The organism is Actinosynnema mirum DSM 43827, from assembly GCF_000023245.1.
Lineage (GTDB): Bacteria > Actinomycetota > Actinomycetes > Mycobacteriales > Pseudonocardiaceae > Actinosynnema > Actinosynnema mirum.
Genome location: NC_013093.1, coordinates 6,318,459 through 6,338,475 on the forward strand (window position 1 = coordinate 6,318,459; position 20,017 = coordinate 6,338,475).

The window sequence follows — 20,017 nt, forward strand, 5'->3', positions numbered from 1 at the left end:
GCCGCCCCGACCGGTGGAGGCGGGGCCCCAACGCCCGGTGCCCCCGACAGGACCTGCCCAGCGAAGCAGGCCCAGCGGCACCACCACGGCGCGCGCCCCGCGGGTGACATCGGCGGGGAGGGCGCGCGGGACCGGTGTGGAGGCCACCGGTCCACCGCCCGCTCGGGCGGCGGGGTGGGACCGCGTCGGGCGGAGGCGCCGGGACGTCCACGCGGAACGGGCACGGGACGCGGCCCGTTCCGCGGGACGGGGTTGGCGCGCGGGGACGGGGCTGGTGTCCCGTCCCCGCGCGGACCCGGGTGGGTGGAGGACGCCGGATTCGCCGGGCTGCGCCGGGGATGCGGCACGGGCAGGCGGTGGTGAGCGGACCGTTCACCGGCCGCGTGGAGGCACCCGTGGCAGGCCGCGCGGAAGCACTGGTCCGAGTCCGGAGCGGACCGCCGGTTGAACGGTCCGGTCAACCGGTGTGGCGACCGGAAGTCGCGGACGGCGGGTGAGACGTGACGGGCGGCGGGCGCAGGCGGCGGTTCGCAGGCGGCGGCTGTCGGTGGTGGGCGTGGGTGGGTAGCGGGCTCGGGTAGCGGTCGCGGGCCCTGCAGGCTGGCCGTCCCCGCTGCGGGTGTCCGAGGACAAGCGTTCGGCAGTGAACGTTCACCCACCCCGGCCTCCCACCCCCGACCCCCTCCCCCACCCAGCTCACCCCGTTCGCATCCCCCCGCCCCCCAACCGGCCCAAGCACCCCCTCCCTCCCCCCGCACTCCCCTTTCACCCCACGCCGTCCCCCCTCCCGGCTGGCTATGGTCACCTCATGCAGACCCGCGCGCCGGTGGTGATCGGGCGCGGCGAGGAGCTCACCGCGTTGGAGCGGGCGTTGGCCGGTGCCCTGGGCGGGGACGGCGGGGCGCTGTTCCTCGTCGGCGAGGCAGGCATCGGGAAGAGCCGGTTGGCCAGGGTCGCGGTGGGGCGGGCGTTCGACCTGGGGATGCGGGTGCTGCGCGGGCGCGGCAGCACGATCGGGCCGCTCGTGCCGTTCCGGGCGTTGACCGAGGCGCTGATGTCGTTGCTGCGCGGCGGGGACGGGCCCGACCCCGCGCTGCTCGGGCCCTACCAGGGGGCGCTCGGGCGGCTGGTGCCCGAGTGGGCCGGGGAGCCCGACGAGGGGCGGTCGCTGGTCGTGCTGGCCGAGGCGGTGCTGCGGTTGCTCGCGGTGGCGGGGCGGGAGCGGCCCTGCCTGCTGGTGCTGGAGGACCTGCACGACGCGGACGCGGAGACGCTCGCCGTCGTCGACTACCTCGTCGACAACCTCGCCGGGTCGCCGGTGCTGCTGCTCGTCACCGCGCGGCCCGAGCCCAGCCCCGCCCTGGACGTGCTGCGGCCCGCCGCGCAGCGCGGGTCCGGCGAGCTGCTCGAACCCCGCAGGCTCACCGAGCCGCAGGTGCGCGAGATGGCCGCCTCCTGCCTCGAGACCCCGCCCGACCGGGTGCCCGACGAGGTCGCCAAGCGGCTGTGGAACGACAGCGCGGGCATCCCGTTCGTGGTCGAGGAGATGCTGCACGGCATGGTCAGCGGCGGTCTGCTCGTGCCCGGCGCCGACGGGTGGCGGGTGGTCGGGGAGCTGCGGATCGGGGTGCCCACCGCGCTGGTGCGGGCCATCGCGCACCGCACCGACCGGCTCGGGCCGCGCGGGCGCGAGCTGCTGTCGGCCGCCGCCGTCCTCGGCCACCGGTTCTCGCTGACCGTCCTGCGCCGCATCACCGGCCTGGACGACCGGGCGCTGCTCGGGCACCTGCACGCGGGCGTCGCCGCGCAGCTGGTCACCCCGGACGAGCCGGTGCCCGACTGGTACGCCTTCCGGCACCCGCTCACCGCCGAGGCCCTGCTCGCCCGCCTCGCCCCCGGCGAGCGGGCCGAGCTGTCCCGGCGCGCCGCCGACGCCGTCGAGGCGCTGCACCCCGGCCTGCCCGGCGAGTGGTGCCCGCTGGTGGCCTCGCTGCGCCTGGACGCGGGCGAGCAGGCCGAGGCGGGCGCCCTGCTGGCCGAGGCGGGGCGGCGGGCGCTCGCGGACGGGGCGGTCGGGTCGGCGGTCCGGCTGCTCGACCACGCGCACCGGCTGCTGTCCGGCCCGCTGGACGCCGAGGTGCACGCCGACGTGCTGGAGTCGCTGCTGCCCGCGCTCGGCGAGGCCGGGCAGTTCGAGCGGGCGTTCGCGCTGGTCGGGCCGCTGGCCGAGCTGGGCCCCCGGCTGGACCGGGTGCGGTGGGCGCGGCTGTGCACGCGGCTGGCGCGGGTGGCGTACCTGGCCGGGCGGTGGGAGCTGGGGGCCGCGCAGGTCGACGAGGCCCGCGCGCTGCTCGGCGCGGACGGCCCGGTGGCCGAGGTGGCGCTGGTGGACTCGGTGGCGGCGTCGCTGGCGCTCCAGTCGCCGGGGCCGGACCGGGTGGAGCGGGCGCGGGAGCTGGCGCTGCGGGCCGCCGAGCGCAGCCCTGACCCGGTGGTGCGCTGCGAGGCCAGGCAGCTGCTGGGCATCCTGGCGCGCGAGCGCGACGTGGGCGAGGCGACCGAGCACTTCGTGACGGCCCAGCGCATCGCGGAGGAGCACCGGCTGCCGGTGCAGCGCAGCTACGCGGTGGTGCGCCGGGCCGGGCTGGCGTGGCTGGCGGACGCCTCGGTCTCCGGGCTGCTCAGGGCGCGGGCGGAGGCGCTCGGCGTCGGGGCGATCTTCGTGGCGTGCAACGTGGACGCGATCCTGGCGCTGGACGCGGTGCTGCGCGGCCGGTACGCGGAGGCCGACGAGCTGGTGGAGCGGTGCGCGGAGGACACCGCGCGGTTCCAGCTGCTGGGGATCTCGGGCTACGTGCTGATGACCCGCGCCACGGCCGCGGCGCACCGGGGGCGGCGGGCGGAGATGGCGGCGGCGCTGGAGCGGTTCGACGCCGTGGGCGGGGCGGGGGCGCAGGAGCGACCGCTGTGCTTCGGGCTGGCCAGGGCGTTCTGCGCGCTGCTGGAGGAGGACCGGGGGCTGGCGGCGCGGGAGCTGGCGGTCGCCGAGGAGCTGGAGCTGGCGAGCCCGTCCACGTTCCACCTGTCCGGCACGCACGGGCTGCGGCTGCTGCTGGGCGCGCTGGACGGGACCGTGGACCTGGCCGGGTGCGCCGGGGTGGTCGGGGGCGCGGTCGGCGGGATGCGGTGGAACCGGGTGTTCGGCGGGTACGCGCTGGCGGTGCTGCTGGGGCGGGCCGGGCGCGGGGACGAGGCGCTGGCGGCGTTCGCGTCCGCGCGGGAGGCGGGCGAGGTGTTCCCGCTGGCGGACGGGCTGGGGCTGCGGCTGGCGGCGGAGGCGGCGGTGCGGGACGGCTGGGGTGAGCCGGTCGGGTGGTTGCGGGAGGCCGAGGAGCGGTTCCACGGGTCCGGGTCGTCGGCGGTGGCCAGCGCGTGCCGGGGCCTGCTGCGGGCGGCCGGGGCGCCGGTGCAGCAGCGGCGCAGCGGCAGCGACCTGGTGCCCAGGGAGCTGCGGGCGCTGGGGGTGACGGTGCGGGAGTTCGAGGTGTTCCGGCTGGTCGGGGTGCGGTTGGGGAACAAGGCGATCGCGCACCGGCTGCACATCTCGCCCCGGACGGTGGAGAAGCACGTGGCCAGCCTGCTCGGCAAGACCGGGCGGGGCGACCGGGAGGGGCTCAGCAGCTTCGCGGCGGGGCTGGTCGGGTGACGGTGCGCGGACGGCGCGTGACCGGCGTGCTCCGGTGGGGAAAACCGGGGCGCTGGGCTGCTCCGCGGTGGGTTACCTTCTGGCTCATGTCACGAGTGCTGTCGGTCAACACGGGGGTTCGCGTCCCGTTCGAGGGCGTGCGGATCGGCGAGTCCGCGATCGGCAAGCGGCCCGTCGAGGGGGCCGTGGCGCTGGACGTGCCCGGAGCCGGGATGAGCGGCGTGTCCGGGGACGAGATCTCCGACGAGGTCAACCACGGTGGGCCGGACCAGGCCGTGTACGCCTACGCCCGCGAGGAGCTGGCGGTGTGGGAGGCGGAGCTGGGGCGCGAGCTGCCCGCCGGGCTGTTCGGCGAGAACCTGACCACCGAGGGCGTGGCGGTGTCGGACGCGCTGGTGGGCGAGCGGTGGCGGGTGGGGACGGCGCTGCTGGAGGTCACCGCGCCGCGCATCCCGTGCCGGACGTTCGCGCTGGTGCTGGACGAGCCGCAGTGGGTCAAGCGGTTCACCGCCCGCGCGCTGCCGGGGGCGTACCTCCGGGTGCTGGAGCCGGGTTCGGTGCGCGCCGGGGACGGGATCGAGGTGGTCGAGCGGCCGGAGCACGGGATCACGGCGGCCGTGGTGTTCCGGGCGCTCCAGCTGGAGCCGGGACTGCTGCCGTCGCTGGTCGGTGTGGCCGGGCTGTCCGAGGAGGTCCGCGAGAAGGTCGCCAAGCGCGTGGCGCGGGCGCGCCGAGGAGCCGAGAGCGGGGGAGCCGGAGACGGGCGCGGGGCGGCGGTCCGGTGACCACCGCCCCGCGTCGGCGGCTCAGGCGAGGGCGGTCAGCGCGTCGAACTCCGCGTCGGTGAGGCGGATGTCCGAAGCGGCGGTGTTCTCCTCCAGGTGCGCCACCGAGGACGTGCCGGGGATCGGCAGCACCACCGGGGAGCGGCGCAGCAGCCAGGCGAGGGCGAGCTGCGCGGGGGTCGCGCCGTGGTCCTTGGCGGCCTGGTCGAGCACGCCGCCGGGGCGGGCCAGCTCGCCGGTCGCGACCGGGAACCACGGGATGAACGCGATGCCGTGCTCGGTGCAGTGGTCCAGCACGGCCTCGTGGTGCCGGGTGGCCAGGTTGTAGAGGTTCTGCACGCTCACGATCTCGGCCACCTGCTGCGCCTTCCGCAGCGTGGGGACGTCCACTTCGGACAGACCGATGTGTCGGATCTTGCCCTCCTGCTGCAACGCCCGCAGCTCGCCGACCTGGTCCTCCAGCGGCACCTCGGAGTCGACCCGGTGCAGCTGGTACAGGTCGATCCGCTCGACGCCGAGCCTGCGCAGGCTGCCCTCCAGGGCGTGCCGCAGGTAGGCGGGCTTGCCCAGCACCGGCCACACGTCCGGCCCGGTGCGCAGCAGGCCGCCCTTGGTCGCGACGACCAGGTCCTCGCGGTACGGGTGCAGGGCCTCGCGGATCAGCTCCTCGCTGACGTGCGGGCCGTACGAGTCCGCCGTGTCGATGAAGTTCACGCCCAGCTCGACCGCCCTGCGCAGCACCGCGATCGCGCCGTCGTGGTCGGCCGGTGGGCCCCAGATGCCCTTGCCGGTGATGCGCATCGCGCCGTAGCCGAGCCGCTTGACGGGCAGGTCTCCACCGAGCAGGAAAGTGTCGGACACGCTGTTCCTCGTTCCTCCGTCGCCGTGCGCCTTCTCCCCCGGCTCAACTCGGCGCGCGGCCGGTCTGTTCCCGCGAGCCCCGCGACCCCGCGGACGGGGGTCCCGCAGTGCCGTCCGCGCGGACCCCCCGAAACCGGCCCCGGTGTTCCTAGGGTGGACGGGCCCTGCACAGTACCGATGAGGAGATCAACGGCGATGAAGCGCTTGATCACGGCGGTGGTGCTGCTCCTGCTGGTGGCCGTCCCCCTGCCCGCGTCCGCCGCCACGGCGACCGGTGCGACGGCCGTCGGCGTGCACAACTCCTACGAGAAGGGCACGGCCCCCTACCTGGTGGACGTGCTCGACAAGCGACCCGGCCTGGTCGAGATCGACGTCTGGACGAACTTCCTGTTCACCAACGACTTCAAGGTCAGCCACGACCCCGGCAGCAACAACAACTGCGCGAACGCCTCGACCTACGAGCAGCTGCGGACCGGGGCGCGCGACCAGAACCTCGCGATGTGCCTGCGGAACGTGCGGCTGTGGCACGACCGCAACCCGAACCACCCGCCGGTGGTGCTGAAGCTGGAGTTCAAGAACGGCTTCGACGGCCGCGGCGGGTTCGGCGCGCCCCAGTTCGACCAGGTCGTGGCGAACAACCTGGGCCGGGACGTGGTGTTCGGGCCGTCCGACCTGAAGGGCTCGCACGCGACGCTGGACGCGGCGGCGCGGGCGGGCGCGTGGCCGTCGCGGTCGGCGCTGGCCGGGAAGTTCGTGCTGCTGGCCGAGACCGGCACGTTCGAGGCGGGCAACCCGTTCGACAGCTACCACACCGACCTGGAGGTGGCGGACCACCTGATCTCGGCGAACGCGGCCGGGGCGCTCGGCTCCACCACGGTGTTCCCGGCGATCAACGGCGCCTCGCAGACCGACCCGCGCACGGGCGCGCGCGGCGGCGCGAGGGCCCCGTGGTTCGTGGCGTTCGACGGGAGCGCGAGCGCGTACGCGAGCTACCCCGGCGACTCGTACCTGGGCGGGCACTACCTGGTGGTCATGACGGACGCGCACTCGGTCGCCCCGGCGATCGACAGCCGCACGCCGTCGGTCGCGGACGCGCAGGCCAGGGTGCGGCTGCTGGCGGGCAAGGGCGCGACGATCGTGTCGAGCGACTGGGTCGACCCGGCGGTGGTCGGGTACTCGGCCTAGCGCCTGCCGCTCGCGGCGCGGGGCTCTCCCCCGCGCCGCGAGCGCGGTGCCAGGCCAGGTGCTCGGCGAAGAACGCGCAGGTCGGTCTGCCCGAGGGGCGCGGGCGGCAGGTGGCCGGGCGGGTGGCCGGGCTGTCGGCGCGGGACGCGGACTCCCCGGCGCTGACCTGCGCGGCCGACCCCGACCAGCAGCTGATCACCTGGACCGCCGAACCCGGCTCACCCGCGTGCGCCAGGCCGCGGACCGTCACGGCGTCGGGGCGCCCGCCGTCGTGACGGCGGGCGCCCACCGGCTCAGCCCTCCTTGGCCACCAGCGTGAGCACGTCGTACTTCGCCACCGACTCGCCCTTCTGGTTCACCACGTCCGCGTCCCACCGGACCTCGCCGTACTCCTGGTCCTCGCGCGGGGTGATCTGCTTGGCCGTCAACGTCACGGTCAGCTCGTCGCCGAAGAACACCGGGGTCAGGAACCGCAGGTTCTCCAGCCCGTAGTTGGCCAGCACCGGGCCGGGCTCCGGGGACACGAAGAGCCCGGCCGCGAGCGAGACCACCAGGTAGCCGTGGGCCACCCGCGCGCCGAAGAACGGGTTCGCGGCGGCCGCCGCGTCGTCGGTGTGCGCGTAGAACGTGTCGCCGGTGAACTCGGCGAAGTGCTCCACGTCGGCCTGGCTCACGGCGCGCGGACCGGCGGTGATCGAGTCACCGATCGCCAAGCGCGCCAACGACTTCCGGAACGGGTGCTCGTCGCCCGCCGTGCGCTTGGCCCCGGTGGTCCAGCGGCCGGTGACGGCGGTCAGCACGTCCGGGCTGCCCTGCACCGCGGTGCGCTGCAGGTGGTGCAGCACGCCGCGCACCCCACCCAGCTCCTCGCCGCCGCCCGCCCGGCCGGGGCCGCCGTGCACGAGGGTCGGCAGCGGCGAGCCGTGGCCGGTGGACTCGCCCGCGTCGTCCCGGTCGAGCACGAGGAGCCTGCCGTGCCAGGGGGCGACGCCGAGCACGACCTCGCGCACGAAGTCCGCATCGTGCGAGACGACCGACCCGACCAGGCTGCCCGCGCCGCGTGCCGCCAGCTCCACCGCGTGCGCGGCGTCCCGGTACGGCAGCAGCGTGGACACCGGCCCGAACGCCTCCACCTCGTGCGGCTGCGCCCGGTCGGGGTCGGCGGTCAGCAGCACCGGGGACAGGAACGCGCCGCGCTCCGGGTCGGCGTCGACCACGTCCACCCGGTCCGGGGAGCCGTGCACGATCCGCCCGGCCGACACCAGCGACTTGAGCGCCCTGCGGACCTCCTCGCGCTGCTCCAGGTTCGCCAGCGCGCCCATCCGGACGCCGCTGCTGGCCGGGTTGCCGACCACCACGCGCCCCAGCCTGGCGGACGCGGCCTCGGCGACGGCGTCGAGCAGCGGCTCGGGGACCAGCGCGCGCCGGATCGCGGTGCACTTCTGGCCTGCCTTGACCGTCATCTCGGACACGAGCTGCTTGACGAACAGGTCGAACTCGGGGGTGCCGGGCTCGGCGTCGGGGCCGAGGACGGAGCAGTTGAGCGAGTCCGCCTCGGCGGTGAACCGGACCGAGGAGCGCACCACGGCGGGGTGGGTGCGCAGCCTCGCGGCGGTGGCGGCGGACCCGGTGAAGCCCACCAGGTCCTGCTCGGTGAGGTGGTCCAGCAGGTCCCCGGCGCTGCCGCACACCAGTTGCAGCGAGCCCTCCGGGAGCAGCCCGGAGCCCAGCACCAGCTCGACGAGGCGCTCGGTGAGGTAGGCGGTGGGCGAGGCGGGCTTGATCAGCGTGGGCACGCCCGCGACGAACGCGGGCGCGAACTTCTCCAGCGGCCCCCACACCGGGAAGTTGAACGCGTTGATCTGCACGGCCACGCCCCGCAGCGGGGTGGCGATGTGCACGCCCGCGAACGTGCCGCCCCTGCCCAGCGGCTCCACCGCGCCGTCGACCAGCACCCGGTCGTTCGGCAGCTCGCGGCGGGCCTTGCTGGAGTAGGTGAACAGGACGCCGATGCCGCCGTCCACGTCGACCATCGAGTCGGTGCGGGTCGCGCCGGTGCGGGCGGACAGCTCGTAGAGCTCGTCGCGGTGCTCGCGCAGGTGCGAGGCCAGCGCCTTGAGCAGCGCCCCGCGCTGGTGGAAGGTCAGCTCCCGCAGCGCCGGTCCGCCGACCTCGCGCCCGTGGCGCAGCGCGGCCCCCATGTCCACGCCGTCGGAGCTGATGCGGGCGATCTCCTCGCCGGTGACCGCGTCGTGCAGTGGCGCCCCCTCGGTGGTGGGGGTGTGCCATCGACCGGAGACGTAGCTGCGCAGGACGGGCATGGGTGCGACCTCCTCGTCGGACCGGCCGGTGTGCCGACCGGCATGTCCAAGAACACTAGGGCTTTGGGAACTCCAACGCCGCTGTTAAAGACGCCTTAAGGAACCGCTCGGTAACTTCTGCCCGAACGCCGCCAAAGTGGAAGAGGAGTTTCATGCGGAAGCGAGTAGCGGTGGGCGCGCTGGCGCTCGCCCTGGGTCTGGCGGCTGCGCCGTTGACCGCCATCGGGGCGCAGCAGCCCGCGCAGTACCAGAAGGCCGCCGCCCAGGCGGGCAAGGTCATCTGGGAGGACAACTTCGACGGCTCCGCCGGGCAGCGGGTCAACTCCTCGAAGTGGAACACCGAGACCGGTGACAACTTCGGCAACAACCGCGAGCACCAGTACTACACCGATTCAGCGGGCAACGCGGCGCTGGACGGGTCGGGCAACCTGGTGATCACGGCCAAGAAGGAGAACCCCGCCAACTACAACTGCTGGTACGGCCGCTGCCAGTACACCTCGGCGCGGATCAACACCTCCGGCAAGTTCACGACCACGTACGGCAAGGTCGAGGCGCGGATGAAGCTGCCGCGCGGCAAGGGCATCTGGCCCGCGTTCTGGATGCTGGGCCAGGACATCGGCTCGAACCCGTGGCCGAACAGCGGCGAGATCGACATCATGGAGTTCCTGGGCCACGAGCAGAACAAGGTCTACGGCACCATCCACGGCCCCGGCTACTCGGGCGCGGGCGGCGTCGGCGGCTCCTACACCGGCCCGAACTTCGCGGACGGCTTCCACACCTTCGCGGTGGAGTGGGCGCCGAACTCGATCAAGTGGCTGGTCGACGGCAACGTCTTCTTCCAGACCACCCCGGCGTCGGTGAACGGCAACCGGTGGGTGTTCGACAAGCCGTTCTTCGTGATCCTGAACCTCGCGGTCGGCGGCGAGTGGCCGGGCTACCCGGACGCCAGCACCCAGTTCCCGCAGCAGATGCTCGTGGACTACGTGCGGGTCACCGACACCAGCGGTGACAACGGCGGCGGTGGCGGTGGCGGCAACCCCGGCGTGGTCAAGAGCGGCCGGGTCACCGGGCTCGGCGGCAAGTGCCTCGACGTGCCGTGGGCCAACAGCGCCAGCGGCACCCCGATCCAGGTCGTCTCCTGCAACGGCAACGCCGCGCAGAACTGGACCTTCTACACCGACGGCTCGATCCGCGCGCTGGGCAAGTGCCTGGACGTGTCGAACAGCGGCAAGGCCGACGGCACCGTCATCCAGCTCTGGGACTGCAACGGCACCGGGGCGCAGAAGTGGGCGGTCAGCGGCGCGAACGACGTCGTGAACATCAACGCCGACAAGTGCCTGGACATCAAGGGCAACACCAGCGCCGACGGCACGCGCGTCCAGCTGTGGACCTGCACCGGCGCGGCGAACCAGAAGTGGAACGCCTTCGTCTGATCCCCGGCCGTCGCGGCTGAGCCGCCACGGCTGAGCCGGAGGGCTTTTCGAACCTCGCCCGCGGGCCAGGGGGTGCAAGACCGAGGAGGGGCACGGTTTTCCGTGCCCCTCCTCGGTCTTTCCGGCCCGTTCGCGCGCGGAGACCCCCCTGCTCCGCGCGCGAACGGCTACCTGGCCGGTGGGGGTGTGTCACCAGCCGGGTGGGGTCATCCGGTCAGGCGGAAGGGCGCCGTCACCGGGTCAGGCGCGGGTGCCGCCTGGCGGTGTGGTCGCGGGTCAGCGCGGTGGCACGGTGCACGGTCCCCGCGTCAGGGGCCAGCTCGAACACCCAGCACCCGGCGCGGTTCTCGCCGTCCCACTCGTGGAAGACGGCCACGCGCTCCCCGTGCACGAGCAGGTCCCCCGCGAGCAGGTCGGCGACCTCGGTGGGCACGCCCAGCGCGGCCAGCCCGATCCCGTCCAGGCCGCCGTTGCGGTCCGGCGGCATCCCCGGCAGGCCCCACGCCATCGAGGCGTACCCGGAGTCGTCGGTGCGGTAGATGCCGTGCGAGTCCTGGTGGAAGCGGGTGCGGCTGAACGGGACCGGCGGGTCCAGCCAGGCCTCGGCCCTGGTGACGATGCCGCCGCGCGTGGTCACGGGGACCGGTCCGCCCGCCGTGCGCGGAGTTCGTGCGGTGGTCATCTGGCGCGTGCCCTCGTTCCCTGTCGTCGTTCGCCTGACGACGGGGAGTCTGGTCCACCGGCCTCCAGATCGGCTTGAGGCGGGCGGGGGCGCGGTCTGGAGGTTTTCTCCAGGTCGGTGTGCCGGTCCAGGGGTCAGCGGACGACGGCGGCGCGCCAGCCCACGGGGGTGGTCTCGGCGAGTTCGCGCTCCTCGCGGGCCCCGGTGCCGCTGAGCAGTTCGCGGGCCAGCGCCCAGTGCTCGTCCTGGTGCTCGGGGTCCGCGGCGGCCAGGTCGCGCAGGGTGCGGGCGCGCCAGGTGTCCAGGCCGAGCTCGGTCCAGCCCGCCAGCGCCGCGCGGAGGTGCTCGCGGGCCGTGGCCAGGTCGCCTCGGGACAGGTGCAGCTCGCCGGTGGTGCGGGTGACCAGCGCGACGCCGAACCGGTCGTTGCCGCGCTCGCACACCGCGAGGCACGCGTCCAGGCAGGCCGCCAGCTCGGCGGTCGGGGAACCGGGCAGGCGCAGGGCGGCCTTGGCCCACGCCTGGCGGGCGTAGGCCGCGCCGAGGGCGTCACCGACCTCGTCGAGCGCCACCGCCGCCCGTTCGCACAGCTCGGCGGACACCCGGTGCTCACCCCGCGCCCGGTGGCACAGCGCCACCCCGCGCAGGGCCAGCGCCTCGCCGCGCCGGTCGCCCGCCGCGGCGTAGCGGCGCACGGCCCGGTCGAACCGGTCCGCCGCGCCCGCCAGGTCGCCCAGGTCGCGGCGCAGGGCCCCCAGGCCGTACTCGGCGGCGGCCACGACGGCGTCGTCGGCCAGCGCGGCGCCCAGCTCGGCGGCGGCGGTCAGGGCGGTGGCGGCCAGCTCGGGGTTGCCGCGCTCGCGGTGCGCGGTGCCGGTGCCCGCCAGGCACACCGCGCGCACCGCGTCGTCCCCGGCCGCGTCGGCGCGCTCCAGGGCCCGCTCGAAGTGCGCGAGGGCCTCGTCGTACTCGTCCAGCTCGGCGTGCAGCTGCCCCAGCCCGGCCAGGACCACGGCCCCGGCGCGCGGGTCGCCGCTCTCCTCGGCCAGCGCCAGCGCGACCCGCAGGGTGCGCTGCCAGGCCTCGAACTCGTTGCGGGCGGCGAACGCCGAGGACAGCAGCACCGCGACGCGCAGCGTGGTCACCGCGTCGACGCGCAGCTCGTGGGCGCGGTGGACGGCGCGCACGGCGGCGGCGGTCTCGGCGTCCAGCCAGCCCGCCGGGTCGGCCTCGACCTCGGCGACCAGCTCGGGATCGGTGCTCGGGGCCCCGGCCGGGGCGGCGGGCAGGCGGGGGCTGAGCGTGACGCGCGGCAGGCCCTTCACACCGGTCTCGGCCAGGTCGGCCCACGCCGCCAGGCACGCGGCGACCGCGTCGGTGGCGGCGCCGGGCGGCTCGTGCTGGGCGGCGAGCTCCGCGCCGAAGAGCTGCACCAGGTCGTGGAAGCGGTAGCGGACCCGGCCGATCGGGTCGATGCCCGCCACGTCCAGCAGCCGCAGGTCGACCAGGTTCTCCACCAGGTCCTCGGCGGTCGCGGTGTCCACGCCCAGCAGCGGGGCGGCCACCCACCAGCCGAAGTCCGGCAGGTCCAGCAGGCACAGCAGGTGGAACGCGTGCTTGGCGCGCTCGTCCAGCTCGGCGTAGTTCAGGCCCAGGCACGAGCGGATCGCCAGGTCGCCCACGGTCAGCTCGTCCAACCGCCGCCGCTCGTCGGACAGCCGGGTCGCCAGCGACTTGAGCGGCCAGTGCGGGCGGGCCAGCAGCTTCGCGCCCGCCGCCCGGATCGCCAGCGGCACCCCGGCGCACAGGGTCGCGATGCGGCGGGCGGCGTCGGGCGCGGAGGCGACCCGGTCCGAGCCGATGATCCGGCCCAGCATCTCCACCGCCGACCCGGCGTCGAACACCTCCAGGTCCACGGCGGAGCCCAGGCCCGCGAGGCGGGCGCGGCTGGTGACCAGGACCAGGCAGCCGGGTTCGGTGGGCAGCAGCGGGCGCACCTGCTGCTCGGTGCGGGCGTTGTCGAGCACGATCACCAGGCGGCGGCCGGTCAGGTGCCGCCGGTAGAGGGCGATGCGGTCGTCCAGGCCGGGTGGCAGGTCCTCCACGGGCACGCCGAGCGCGCCGAGGAAGCGGGCCAGCACGGTGGAGGCGCTGGGTGGGGCGCCGTGGCCGCGCAGGTCGGTGAACAGCTGGCCGTCCGGGTACTGCTCGGCCAGCAGGTGCGCGGCGTGCACGGCCAGCGCGGACTTGCCGGTGCCGCCCGCGCCGGACACCACCACGACGGGCGCGGCGGGGCGGTCGGGGCCGGTGGCGCCGAGGGCGAGGATCGCGGCCAGCTCGTCGGCGCGGCCGGTGAAGTCGTTGATGTCGGGCGGCAGGGTGCGGGTGAGCGGGCGGGCCGGGGCGGCGGTCGCGGTGGCCGTGACTGCGGCTGCGGCTGCGGCGGGGCGCGGCACGTCGGCGGCCGGGGTGGTCAGGGAGCCGTCCAGGATCGCGGTGTGCAGCTCGCGCAGGCCCCGGCCGGGTTCGATGCCCAGCTCGTCCAGCAGGTGCCGCCTGCCGTCCCGGTAGACCTCCAGCGCGTCGGCCTGCCTGCCCGACTCGGCCAGCGCGCGCATCAGCAGCGCCCGGCTCTCCTCGCGCAGCGGGTGCTCGGCGACCAGGCCGCGCAGCTCGTCGGCCGCGCTCAGCGGGCGGCCCAGCGCCAGCGCCGTCCGCGCGAGGCCGTCGCGCGCGGCCAGCCGGTGCTCGGCCAGCTCCTGCGCCCACGCCAGCGCGAAGTCCGCGTCGACGCCGTCGAGCGCCGGGCCGCGCCACAGGGCCAGCGCGCGGCCGTACGCGGCGTGCGCGGCGGCGTGGTCGCCGGAGCGCTCGGCCTCGCGGGCGGCGGTGTGCTCGGCGGTGAACACGTCCACGTCGCAGTCGCCGGGCTCGGCGACGAGGCGGTAGCCGGGCGAGCTGGTGCGCAGGGCGTCGGGCAGGCCGACCTTGGCGAGCGCGCGGCGCAGCTGGGAGACGTAGGTGTGCACGAGCGCCGTGCCGGACGCGGGTGGTGTCTCGCCCCACAGCAGGTCGACCAGGCGGTCGATGCCGACGACGTGCCCGCCCTGGCGCGCGAGCGCCACCAGCAGGGCCTTCGGCTTGGGTCCGCCGAGCGCGGCCTGGACGGCGTCCGTCCCGACCGCGACCGGCCCCAGCAGCCGGATGCGCATGTGTGCCCCTCCCCCGGTTCCCGCGACCGAGTGTCCCACCGGCGCGGTCGCCGGGTTCGGGTTCCTGCTCGGCAGCTTCGGGCCGCGTGCAACCCTTTGCGGGACAACGGGCCTGATCCCCGTCCAAGATCACCACGATTGTCGCACGCGTGCCCGACAGTGGTGCAGACGCGCGGAGGGGGGCCCGGTTGCCCGAGCCCCCCTGGCGTGATCGGTCCCGCGTGGACTACTCCTCGTTCCAGCCCAGCGCGCCGAGCACCGCCGGTTCGACGATCGGGTTCATGGTGAGCATGTAGCTCGACGTCAGGTGGTTGTCGTCGAAGTACAGCAGCACGTTCCCGATGGCGGGCGGGCAGATGTCGGCAGTGCAGTAGTAGTCGGTGAAGTCGAGGAAGCTGACGTTGGCCGGGATGTCGTCGCGCCGCTCGTACGGCGGGCCGATGGTCAGCGCGAGCAGGTCGGAGCGCTTCATCACGCACCGCTCGTCCTCGGCGCCGTAGCGGGCCGCGCACTCGGACGGCGAGTAGTCGTAGCGCGGGCTGTCCCGGATGGCGACGACGGGGATGCCCGCCTCCTCCAGGTTCCGCCACTGCGCGACGAAGCCGTCGGGGGTCTCCTCGTCGTGGTCCAGGCGGATGGTCCTGGTGGCCATGGTGACGACGGCGTCCGGCTTGAGGTCGACGATCCGCTCGGCCGCCGCAGCGTTCCAGTCCTCGCAGTCGCGGTCGCCGCGCACGGTCTCCGACTCGGTGGAGAACGGGCAGGCGCCCTTGATCATCGTGATGAGCTGCCAGTTCAGCCGCTCGGCGGTGGGCAGGAACGCCTCGGTGTACTGCTGCGCGTGCGAGTCGCCGACGATGACGACCTTCCTGGTGGGCTCGCCGTCGGCCGGGCCGGTGCACACCTCCAGCTGCGGGGCGGCCGGGTCGGGCCGCTCGCAGCTCGCGCCGGGGATGAGCGACCACTGGTCGGTCATGGCCACCATCGGCGGCACCAGGCGGGCGTTGTCGTCACCGGCGTACGCGTAGCCCTCGGTGCGGGCGATCGCGCCGGGGTGGCTGTCGTCGGAGACCTCGGCGACGTAGCCGGTCAGCCGCCGGTCGCTGGTGAGCTGCCACACGGCGGTGGCCGCGATCACCGGCACCATGGCCGCCGCGACCAGGCGGAACCGGCCCTTGCGGGTGGGGCGCTCGACGTAGCGGTGCGTGAAGGCGGCCAGCAGCAGCGACAGCGTGATGATGCCCAGGCCGCCCAGCAGGCCGACCTCGGTGCGGTCGCGGGCCACCAGGTACAGCACCAGGATCGGCCAGTGCCACAGGTACAGGCTGTAGGAGATGTCGCCGAGGTAGCGCAGCGGGCGGGTGCTCAGCAGGCGGTCGGCGCCGATCGGGCTGCCGGTGTGGCCCGCCAGCAGCACCAGCGAGGTGGCGACGGTCGGCCACAGCGCGGCCCAGCCGGGGAACATCGTGCCGACCTGGAGCAGCATCCCGCAGGAGGCCAGCATGAGAACGCCCAGCCAGCCGAGCGCGAGGCGGAGCCTGGCGGGCAGCTCGACCTTGTCGATCGCCAGCGCCAGCAGGCCGCCGAGGGCGAACTCCCACAGGCGGGTCGTGGTGGAGAAGTAGGCGAGCGGCTGGTTCGCGTTGGTCAGCTCCACCGAGTGCGCCAGGGACAGCGCGAACACCAGGGTGAGCACGACGGCGACCGCGCGGGTCGCGTTGATGCGCAGGTGCCGCGCGGCCAGCGCGGCGGCCCCGACCAGCAGCGGCCAGGTCAGGTAGATCTGGCCCTGCACGGACAGCGACCAGAAGTGCTGCACCGGGCTGGCCTCGACGTGCGAGTTGAAGTAGTCCGTCGCCGCGCTCGTCAGCTGCCAGTTCTCCAGCAGCAGCAGCGAGGCGAAGACCTCCTCGACGGTGACCGGCCAGCGGTGCTCCGGCAGGAACATGACGCTGCCGATGACCGTGACCAGCAGGACCGCCGAGGCGGCGGGGAACAGCCGCTTGGCGGTGTTCAGCCAGTAGGTGCGGTACTGGACCCCGCCCCGCTCGGCCATCCTCGTGAGCTGGCCGGTGACGAGGAAGCCGGAGATGAGGAAGAACGCGTCCACGCCGCCGGAGACGCGACCGAGCCACACGTGGTACACGACGACCAGCAGGGCGGCGATGGCGCGCAGGCCCTGCAGCTCCGTGCGGTAGCGGCGTTTGCCCTCGACGGGGCGGGGTGGCGCTTGGGCGAGCACGTCAGAGGTCAACTGAGGGGTCCTTCAGGGGAGCCTTCGAGAGGTGGGGGTTCTCGCAGGCTCCCACGCGTTTTCCCACGCCACTCGGGGCGGACGCGCTATCTTCAGGGTTTTGTCAGCTTTTCCGGACAACCCGTGAGCGGGCCCGTCACGGTGCGGTGATGGGCCGGGGAGCGCCGCTGGTCAGGGGCCCGCGGGGGACATCACAAGATCAACCGGAGCATTCGGGCGAACTGGTCAGGGTCTTCAGGTTCGCCCGTGCGGGGGTCTCACCACTACAACGCGCCGGAGGGCGCAGGGGGTTGCACGTGGCGGGAGATCGGTCGCCGGAGAGCGCGCTCCCGCCCAGGAGGCGCGCCGCCGCGCGGGCCGTGCGGCACGGGTCCTCGCCCGCGCCGCCCGGTCCCGGTCAGTCGCGCTGCTGCTCGGCCAGGAAGCGCTCGAACTCCGCGCCCAGCTCGTCCGCGCTCGGCAGCGACTCGTCCTCGCCGACGAGCAGGTTCTCCGACGCCTGGGTGAACGCGTCGTACTGCCGCTCCAGCGCCTCCACGACCTGCGCCACCTCGCTGGACTCGGCGACCTGCCTGGCGATCTCGGCGTCGGTGCGGCGGGCGCTCTCGACCAGCGCGTCGCCGGACAGCGCGAGCCCGGTGGCCTTCGCCACGGACCGCAGCAGGTTCAGCGCGGCGGCCGGGTAGCTGCCCTGCGCGAGGTAGTGCGGCACGTAGGCGGCGAAGCCCATCGCGTCCAGCCCGGCCTCGCCCATCCGCAGCTCGACCAGCGCGCCCAGGTTGCCGGGCACCTGCACCCGGTTGAACGGGGAGCGCTCGACGACCAGCTCGGGGCGGGTGGCGTGCGAGATGACGGTGAGCTCGCGGGTGTGCGGCACGCCCATCGGCAGGCCGTGGAACCCGACCGCGAGCCGCACGCCCCAGCGCTCGACCAGCGCGATGACGGCCTGCGTCACGGCCTCCCAGCGGCGGTCCGGCTCGGGGCCGGTGAGCAGCAGGAACGGCGAGCCGACCGCGTCGTGCAGCAGGTGCACGACCAGCTCGGGGGCGTCGTAGTGCTCCCAGCGGTCGGTGGCGTAGGTCATGCTGGGCCTGCGGGCCCGGTAGTCCATCAGGTCGTCGACGTCGAAGCGCGCCACCACGCGGTGCTCGTGCGCCTCGAGCAGGTGCTCGGCCAGCGTCCCGCCCGCCGACCCGGCGTCCATGAAACCCTCGAAGTGGTGCAGGAGCACCGCTCCGGTCAGGTCCGGGACGTCGGAGTCGACCTCGAACAGCTCCTCCGGGTCCTGCGCCACGACGTGCCTCCAAGTGTGCTTTCCGTGCCCCTTGTCCAGGTGGCAACGCCGCCGGTCCCGGTTCCATTCCCCGCCGGTCGGGTCGGTGTGGCGGCGGTCCCGGCTCCCCCGCCCGGCGGACCCCGCGCACCCCGAAGGCGGAAACGAGACCGTCACCCACCCGACCCGCAGGCGTCACACCAGCACCATCCGGGCCCGGTCCACCCACCACGTCCGGGTGACGACACTTCGGCGGTCGGGTTATCGCGTTGACTTCGACAATGGTCGAGGTTCTAGCTTTCGGCCCATGGACATGGAGACCACGGCCTGGCACTCGTTGCACCACGTCGCCAACGCGCGGCAGTCGAGCAAGCCGCTGTCGGCGGCGGCGCTGAGGCGGATCTGGCGGTTCGCCGACGTGTCCCGGCCGAAGCTCGCGCAGTACCTGGTGGTCAGCGTGCTGGCCGCCGCGCTGGCGGTGCTCACGCCGGTGCTGGCCGGGCGGGTCGTGGAGGCGATCGTGTCCGGCGGCACGACCGGGTTCGTGGCGGGCCTCGCCGGGCTGATCGCGGTGATCGCGCTCGTGGAGGCGGGGCTGGGGCTGCTCGCGCGGTGGCTGTCGGCGAGCCTGGGCGAGAACCTGATCCTGCGGCTGCGCACCGTCGTCTACGACCACGTGCAGCGGCTGCCGGTGGCGTTCTTCACCCGCACCCGCACCGGGGCGCTGGTCAGCAGGCTCAACAACGACGTGATCGGGGCGCAGCGGGCGTTCAGCGACACGCTGTCCGGGGTCGTGGGCAACGTCGTCACGCTCGCGCTCACGCTCGCCGTGATGATCGGCTTCTCCTGGCGGATCACGCTGCTGGCGCTGGTGCTGCTGCCGGTGTTCGTGGTCCCGGCCCGGCGCATGGGCTCCCGCCTGGCGTCGCTGGAGCTGGAGGCGGCCGGGCACAACGCGGCGATGGGCGACCGGATGACGGAGCGGTTCTCGGCCCCCGGCGCGACGCTGGTGAAGCTGTTCGGCAGGCCCGAGCGCGAGTCGGCGGAGTTCGCGGACCGGGCGCGGCGGGTGCGCGACATCGGGGTGCGCAAGGCGATGGCCACCACGGTGTTCATGACCGCGCTCACGCTGGTGTCCGCGCTGGCCACCGCGCTGGTGTACGGGCTCGGCGGCTACTCGGCGCTGCGCGGCGAGCTGGACGCCGGGTCGGTGGTGTCGCTGGCGCTGCTGCTGACCAGGCTGTACGCGCCGCTGACCGCGCTGGCCAACGCTCGGGTCGAGATGATGAGCGCGCTGGTGTCGTTCGAGCGGGTGTTCGAGGTGCTGGACCTGGAGCCGCTGGTGGCGGAGAAGCCGGGCGCGGTGGCGATCCCGGACGGGCCCGCGGCGGTGGAGTTCCGGGACGTGCGGTTCTCCTACCCGGCGGCGGACAAGGTGTCGCTGGCCTCGCTGGAGGAGGTCGCGGTGCTGGACTCGCGCGGCGGCGAGGAGGTGGTGCGCGGGGTGTCGTTCACGGCCGAGCCCGGGCAGCTGGTGGCGCTGGTGGGGTCGTCAGGCGCGGGGAAGTCGACCATCGCGTCCCTGCTGCCCCGGCTGCACGACGTGGACTCGGGCGCGGTGCTGGTGTCCGGGGTGGACGTGCGCGACGCGACCTCGGCCTCGCTGCGCGAGAGCCTGGGCGTGGTGACGCAGGACGGGCACCTGTTCCACGAGTCGGTGCGGGACAACCTGCTGCTGGCCGCGCCGGGGGCGAGCGACGAGCAGCTGTGGGACGCGCTGCGGCGGGCCAGGCTGGACGGGCTGGTGGCGTCGCTGCCGGAGGGCCTGGACACGGTGGTGGGCGAGCGCGGCTACCGGCTGTCCGGCGGCGAGCGGCAGCGGCTGACCATCGCCCGCGTCCTGCTGGCCCGCCCGCGCGTGGTGGTGCTGGACGAGGCGACCGCGCACCTGGACTCGACGTCGGAGGCGCAGGTCCAGGAGGCGCTCGGCGAGGCCCTGGCGGGCAGGACCGCGCTGGTGATCGCGCACCGGCTGTCGACGATCCGGTCGGCGGACGTGATCCTGGTGGTGGAGGGCGGGCAGGTCGTGGAGCGCGGCACGCACGCGGAGCTGCTGGCGGCGGGCGGGCGGTACGAGCAGCTGCACCGGACGCAGTTCGCCGAGGAGGCCGCGGGGGAGGCTGCGGGTTCGGGGCGCGCGGGGGCTTCCGGGACCGCGGGGACCTCCGGAGCGGCCGGTGGCGGTGCGGGACGGGCGGTGGTGGCGCCGTGACCCGGCCGTCCCCCGCCTGATCCACGACGTCGG

Annotated in this window: 12 protein-coding genes; 6 read left to right on the plus strand and 6 right to left on the minus strand. The window is 74.7% G+C overall.

What is annotated here, in order from left to right; translation table 11 throughout:
- Positions 1-808 precede the first annotated feature (808 nt).
- Together AMIR_RS42925 and AMIR_RS26355 are read left to right on the plus strand one after the other, a co-directional pair.
- On the plus strand, positions 809-3,706 hold the full coding sequence (locus tag AMIR_RS42925) for an ATP-binding protein (protein WP_015804021.1): 2,898 nt from the start codon (positions 809-811) through the stop codon (positions 3,704-3,706).
- An 86-nt stretch (positions 3,707-3,792) separates the two neighbouring features.
- A complete protein-coding gene (locus AMIR_RS26355) occupies positions 3,793-4,491 on the plus strand; it encodes an MOSC domain-containing protein (protein ID WP_015804022.1) in 699 nt (232 codons plus the stop codon).
- Between the two features lie 21 nt (positions 4,492-4,512).
- Here the strand turns inward: AMIR_RS26355 and AMIR_RS26360 are convergent, their stop codons facing one another.
- Positions 4,513-5,352: an aldo/keto reductase gene (locus AMIR_RS26360; protein WP_015804023.1), complete on the minus strand. Its 840-nt coding sequence runs from the start codon at positions 5,350-5,352 to the stop codon at positions 4,513-4,515.
- Positions 5,353-5,547: 195 nt separating this feature from the next.
- Here AMIR_RS26360 and AMIR_RS26365 point away from each other — a divergent pair, with 195 nt between their 5' ends.
- Complete coding sequence (locus AMIR_RS26365) at positions 5,548-6,537, plus strand: phosphatidylinositol-specific phospholipase C domain-containing protein (RefSeq protein ID WP_015804024.1); 990 nt, start codon at positions 5,548-5,550, stop codon at positions 6,535-6,537.
- 110 nt (positions 6,538-6,647) lie between these two features.
- Complete coding sequence (locus tag AMIR_RS40635) at positions 6,648-6,812, plus strand: hypothetical protein (protein ID WP_187313447.1); 165 nt, start codon at positions 6,648-6,650, stop codon at positions 6,810-6,812.
- A gap of 18 nt (positions 6,813-6,830) precedes the next feature.
- On the opposite strand, the gene paaZ is transcribed toward AMIR_RS40635, so the two are convergent.
- The gene (gene paaZ / locus AMIR_RS26370; protein ID WP_015804025.1) at positions 6,831-8,858 is read right to left on the minus strand and encodes a phenylacetic acid degradation bifunctional protein PaaZ; all 2,028 of its coding nucleotides are present in this window, start codon (positions 8,856-8,858) and stop codon (positions 6,831-6,833) included.
- Positions 8,859-9,010: 152 nt separating this feature from the next.
- Between paaZ and AMIR_RS26375 the strand changes: the two genes are divergently transcribed.
- Positions 9,011-10,291, plus strand: a complete 1,281-nt coding sequence (locus AMIR_RS26375) for a glycoside hydrolase family 16 protein (RefSeq protein WP_015804026.1) — start codon at positions 9,011-9,013, stop codon at positions 10,289-10,291.
- A 232-nt stretch (positions 10,292-10,523) separates the two neighbouring features.
- On the opposite strand, the gene AMIR_RS36250 is transcribed toward AMIR_RS26375, so the two are convergent.
- The 4 genes from AMIR_RS36250 to AMIR_RS26395 all read right to left on the minus strand — a co-directional run bounded on the left by AMIR_RS36250 (position 10,524) and on the right by AMIR_RS26395 (position 17,733).
- On the minus strand, positions 10,524-10,973 hold the full coding sequence (locus AMIR_RS36250) for a hypothetical protein (RefSeq protein WP_143760900.1): 450 nt from the start codon (positions 10,971-10,973) through the stop codon (positions 10,524-10,526).
- A 134-nt stretch (positions 10,974-11,107) separates the two neighbouring features.
- Entirely contained in the window at positions 11,108-14,185 is a 3,078-nt protein-coding gene (locus tag AMIR_RS26385; RefSeq protein ID WP_015804028.1) for an AfsR/SARP family transcriptional regulator, read from the minus strand.
- 226 nt (positions 14,186-14,411) lie between these two features.
- Positions 14,412-16,439 carry an acyltransferase family protein gene (locus tag AMIR_RS26390; protein ID WP_015804029.1) on the minus strand — a complete coding sequence of 676 codons (2,028 nt, stop codon included), beginning with the start codon at positions 16,437-16,439 and terminating at the stop codon, positions 14,412-14,414.
- 397 nt (positions 16,440-16,836) lie between these two features.
- Positions 16,837-17,733, minus strand: coding sequence for a proteasome assembly chaperone family protein (locus tag AMIR_RS26395; protein ID WP_015804030.1), 897 nt, complete (start codon positions 17,731-17,733; stop codon positions 16,837-16,839).
- A 286-nt stretch (positions 17,734-18,019) separates the two neighbouring features.
- Between AMIR_RS26395 and AMIR_RS26400 the strand changes: the two genes are divergently transcribed.
- Positions 18,020-19,984, plus strand: coding sequence for an ABC transporter ATP-binding protein (locus AMIR_RS26400; protein WP_015804031.1), 1,965 nt, complete (start codon positions 18,020-18,022; stop codon positions 19,982-19,984).
- Positions 19,985-20,017 lie beyond the last annotated feature (33 nt).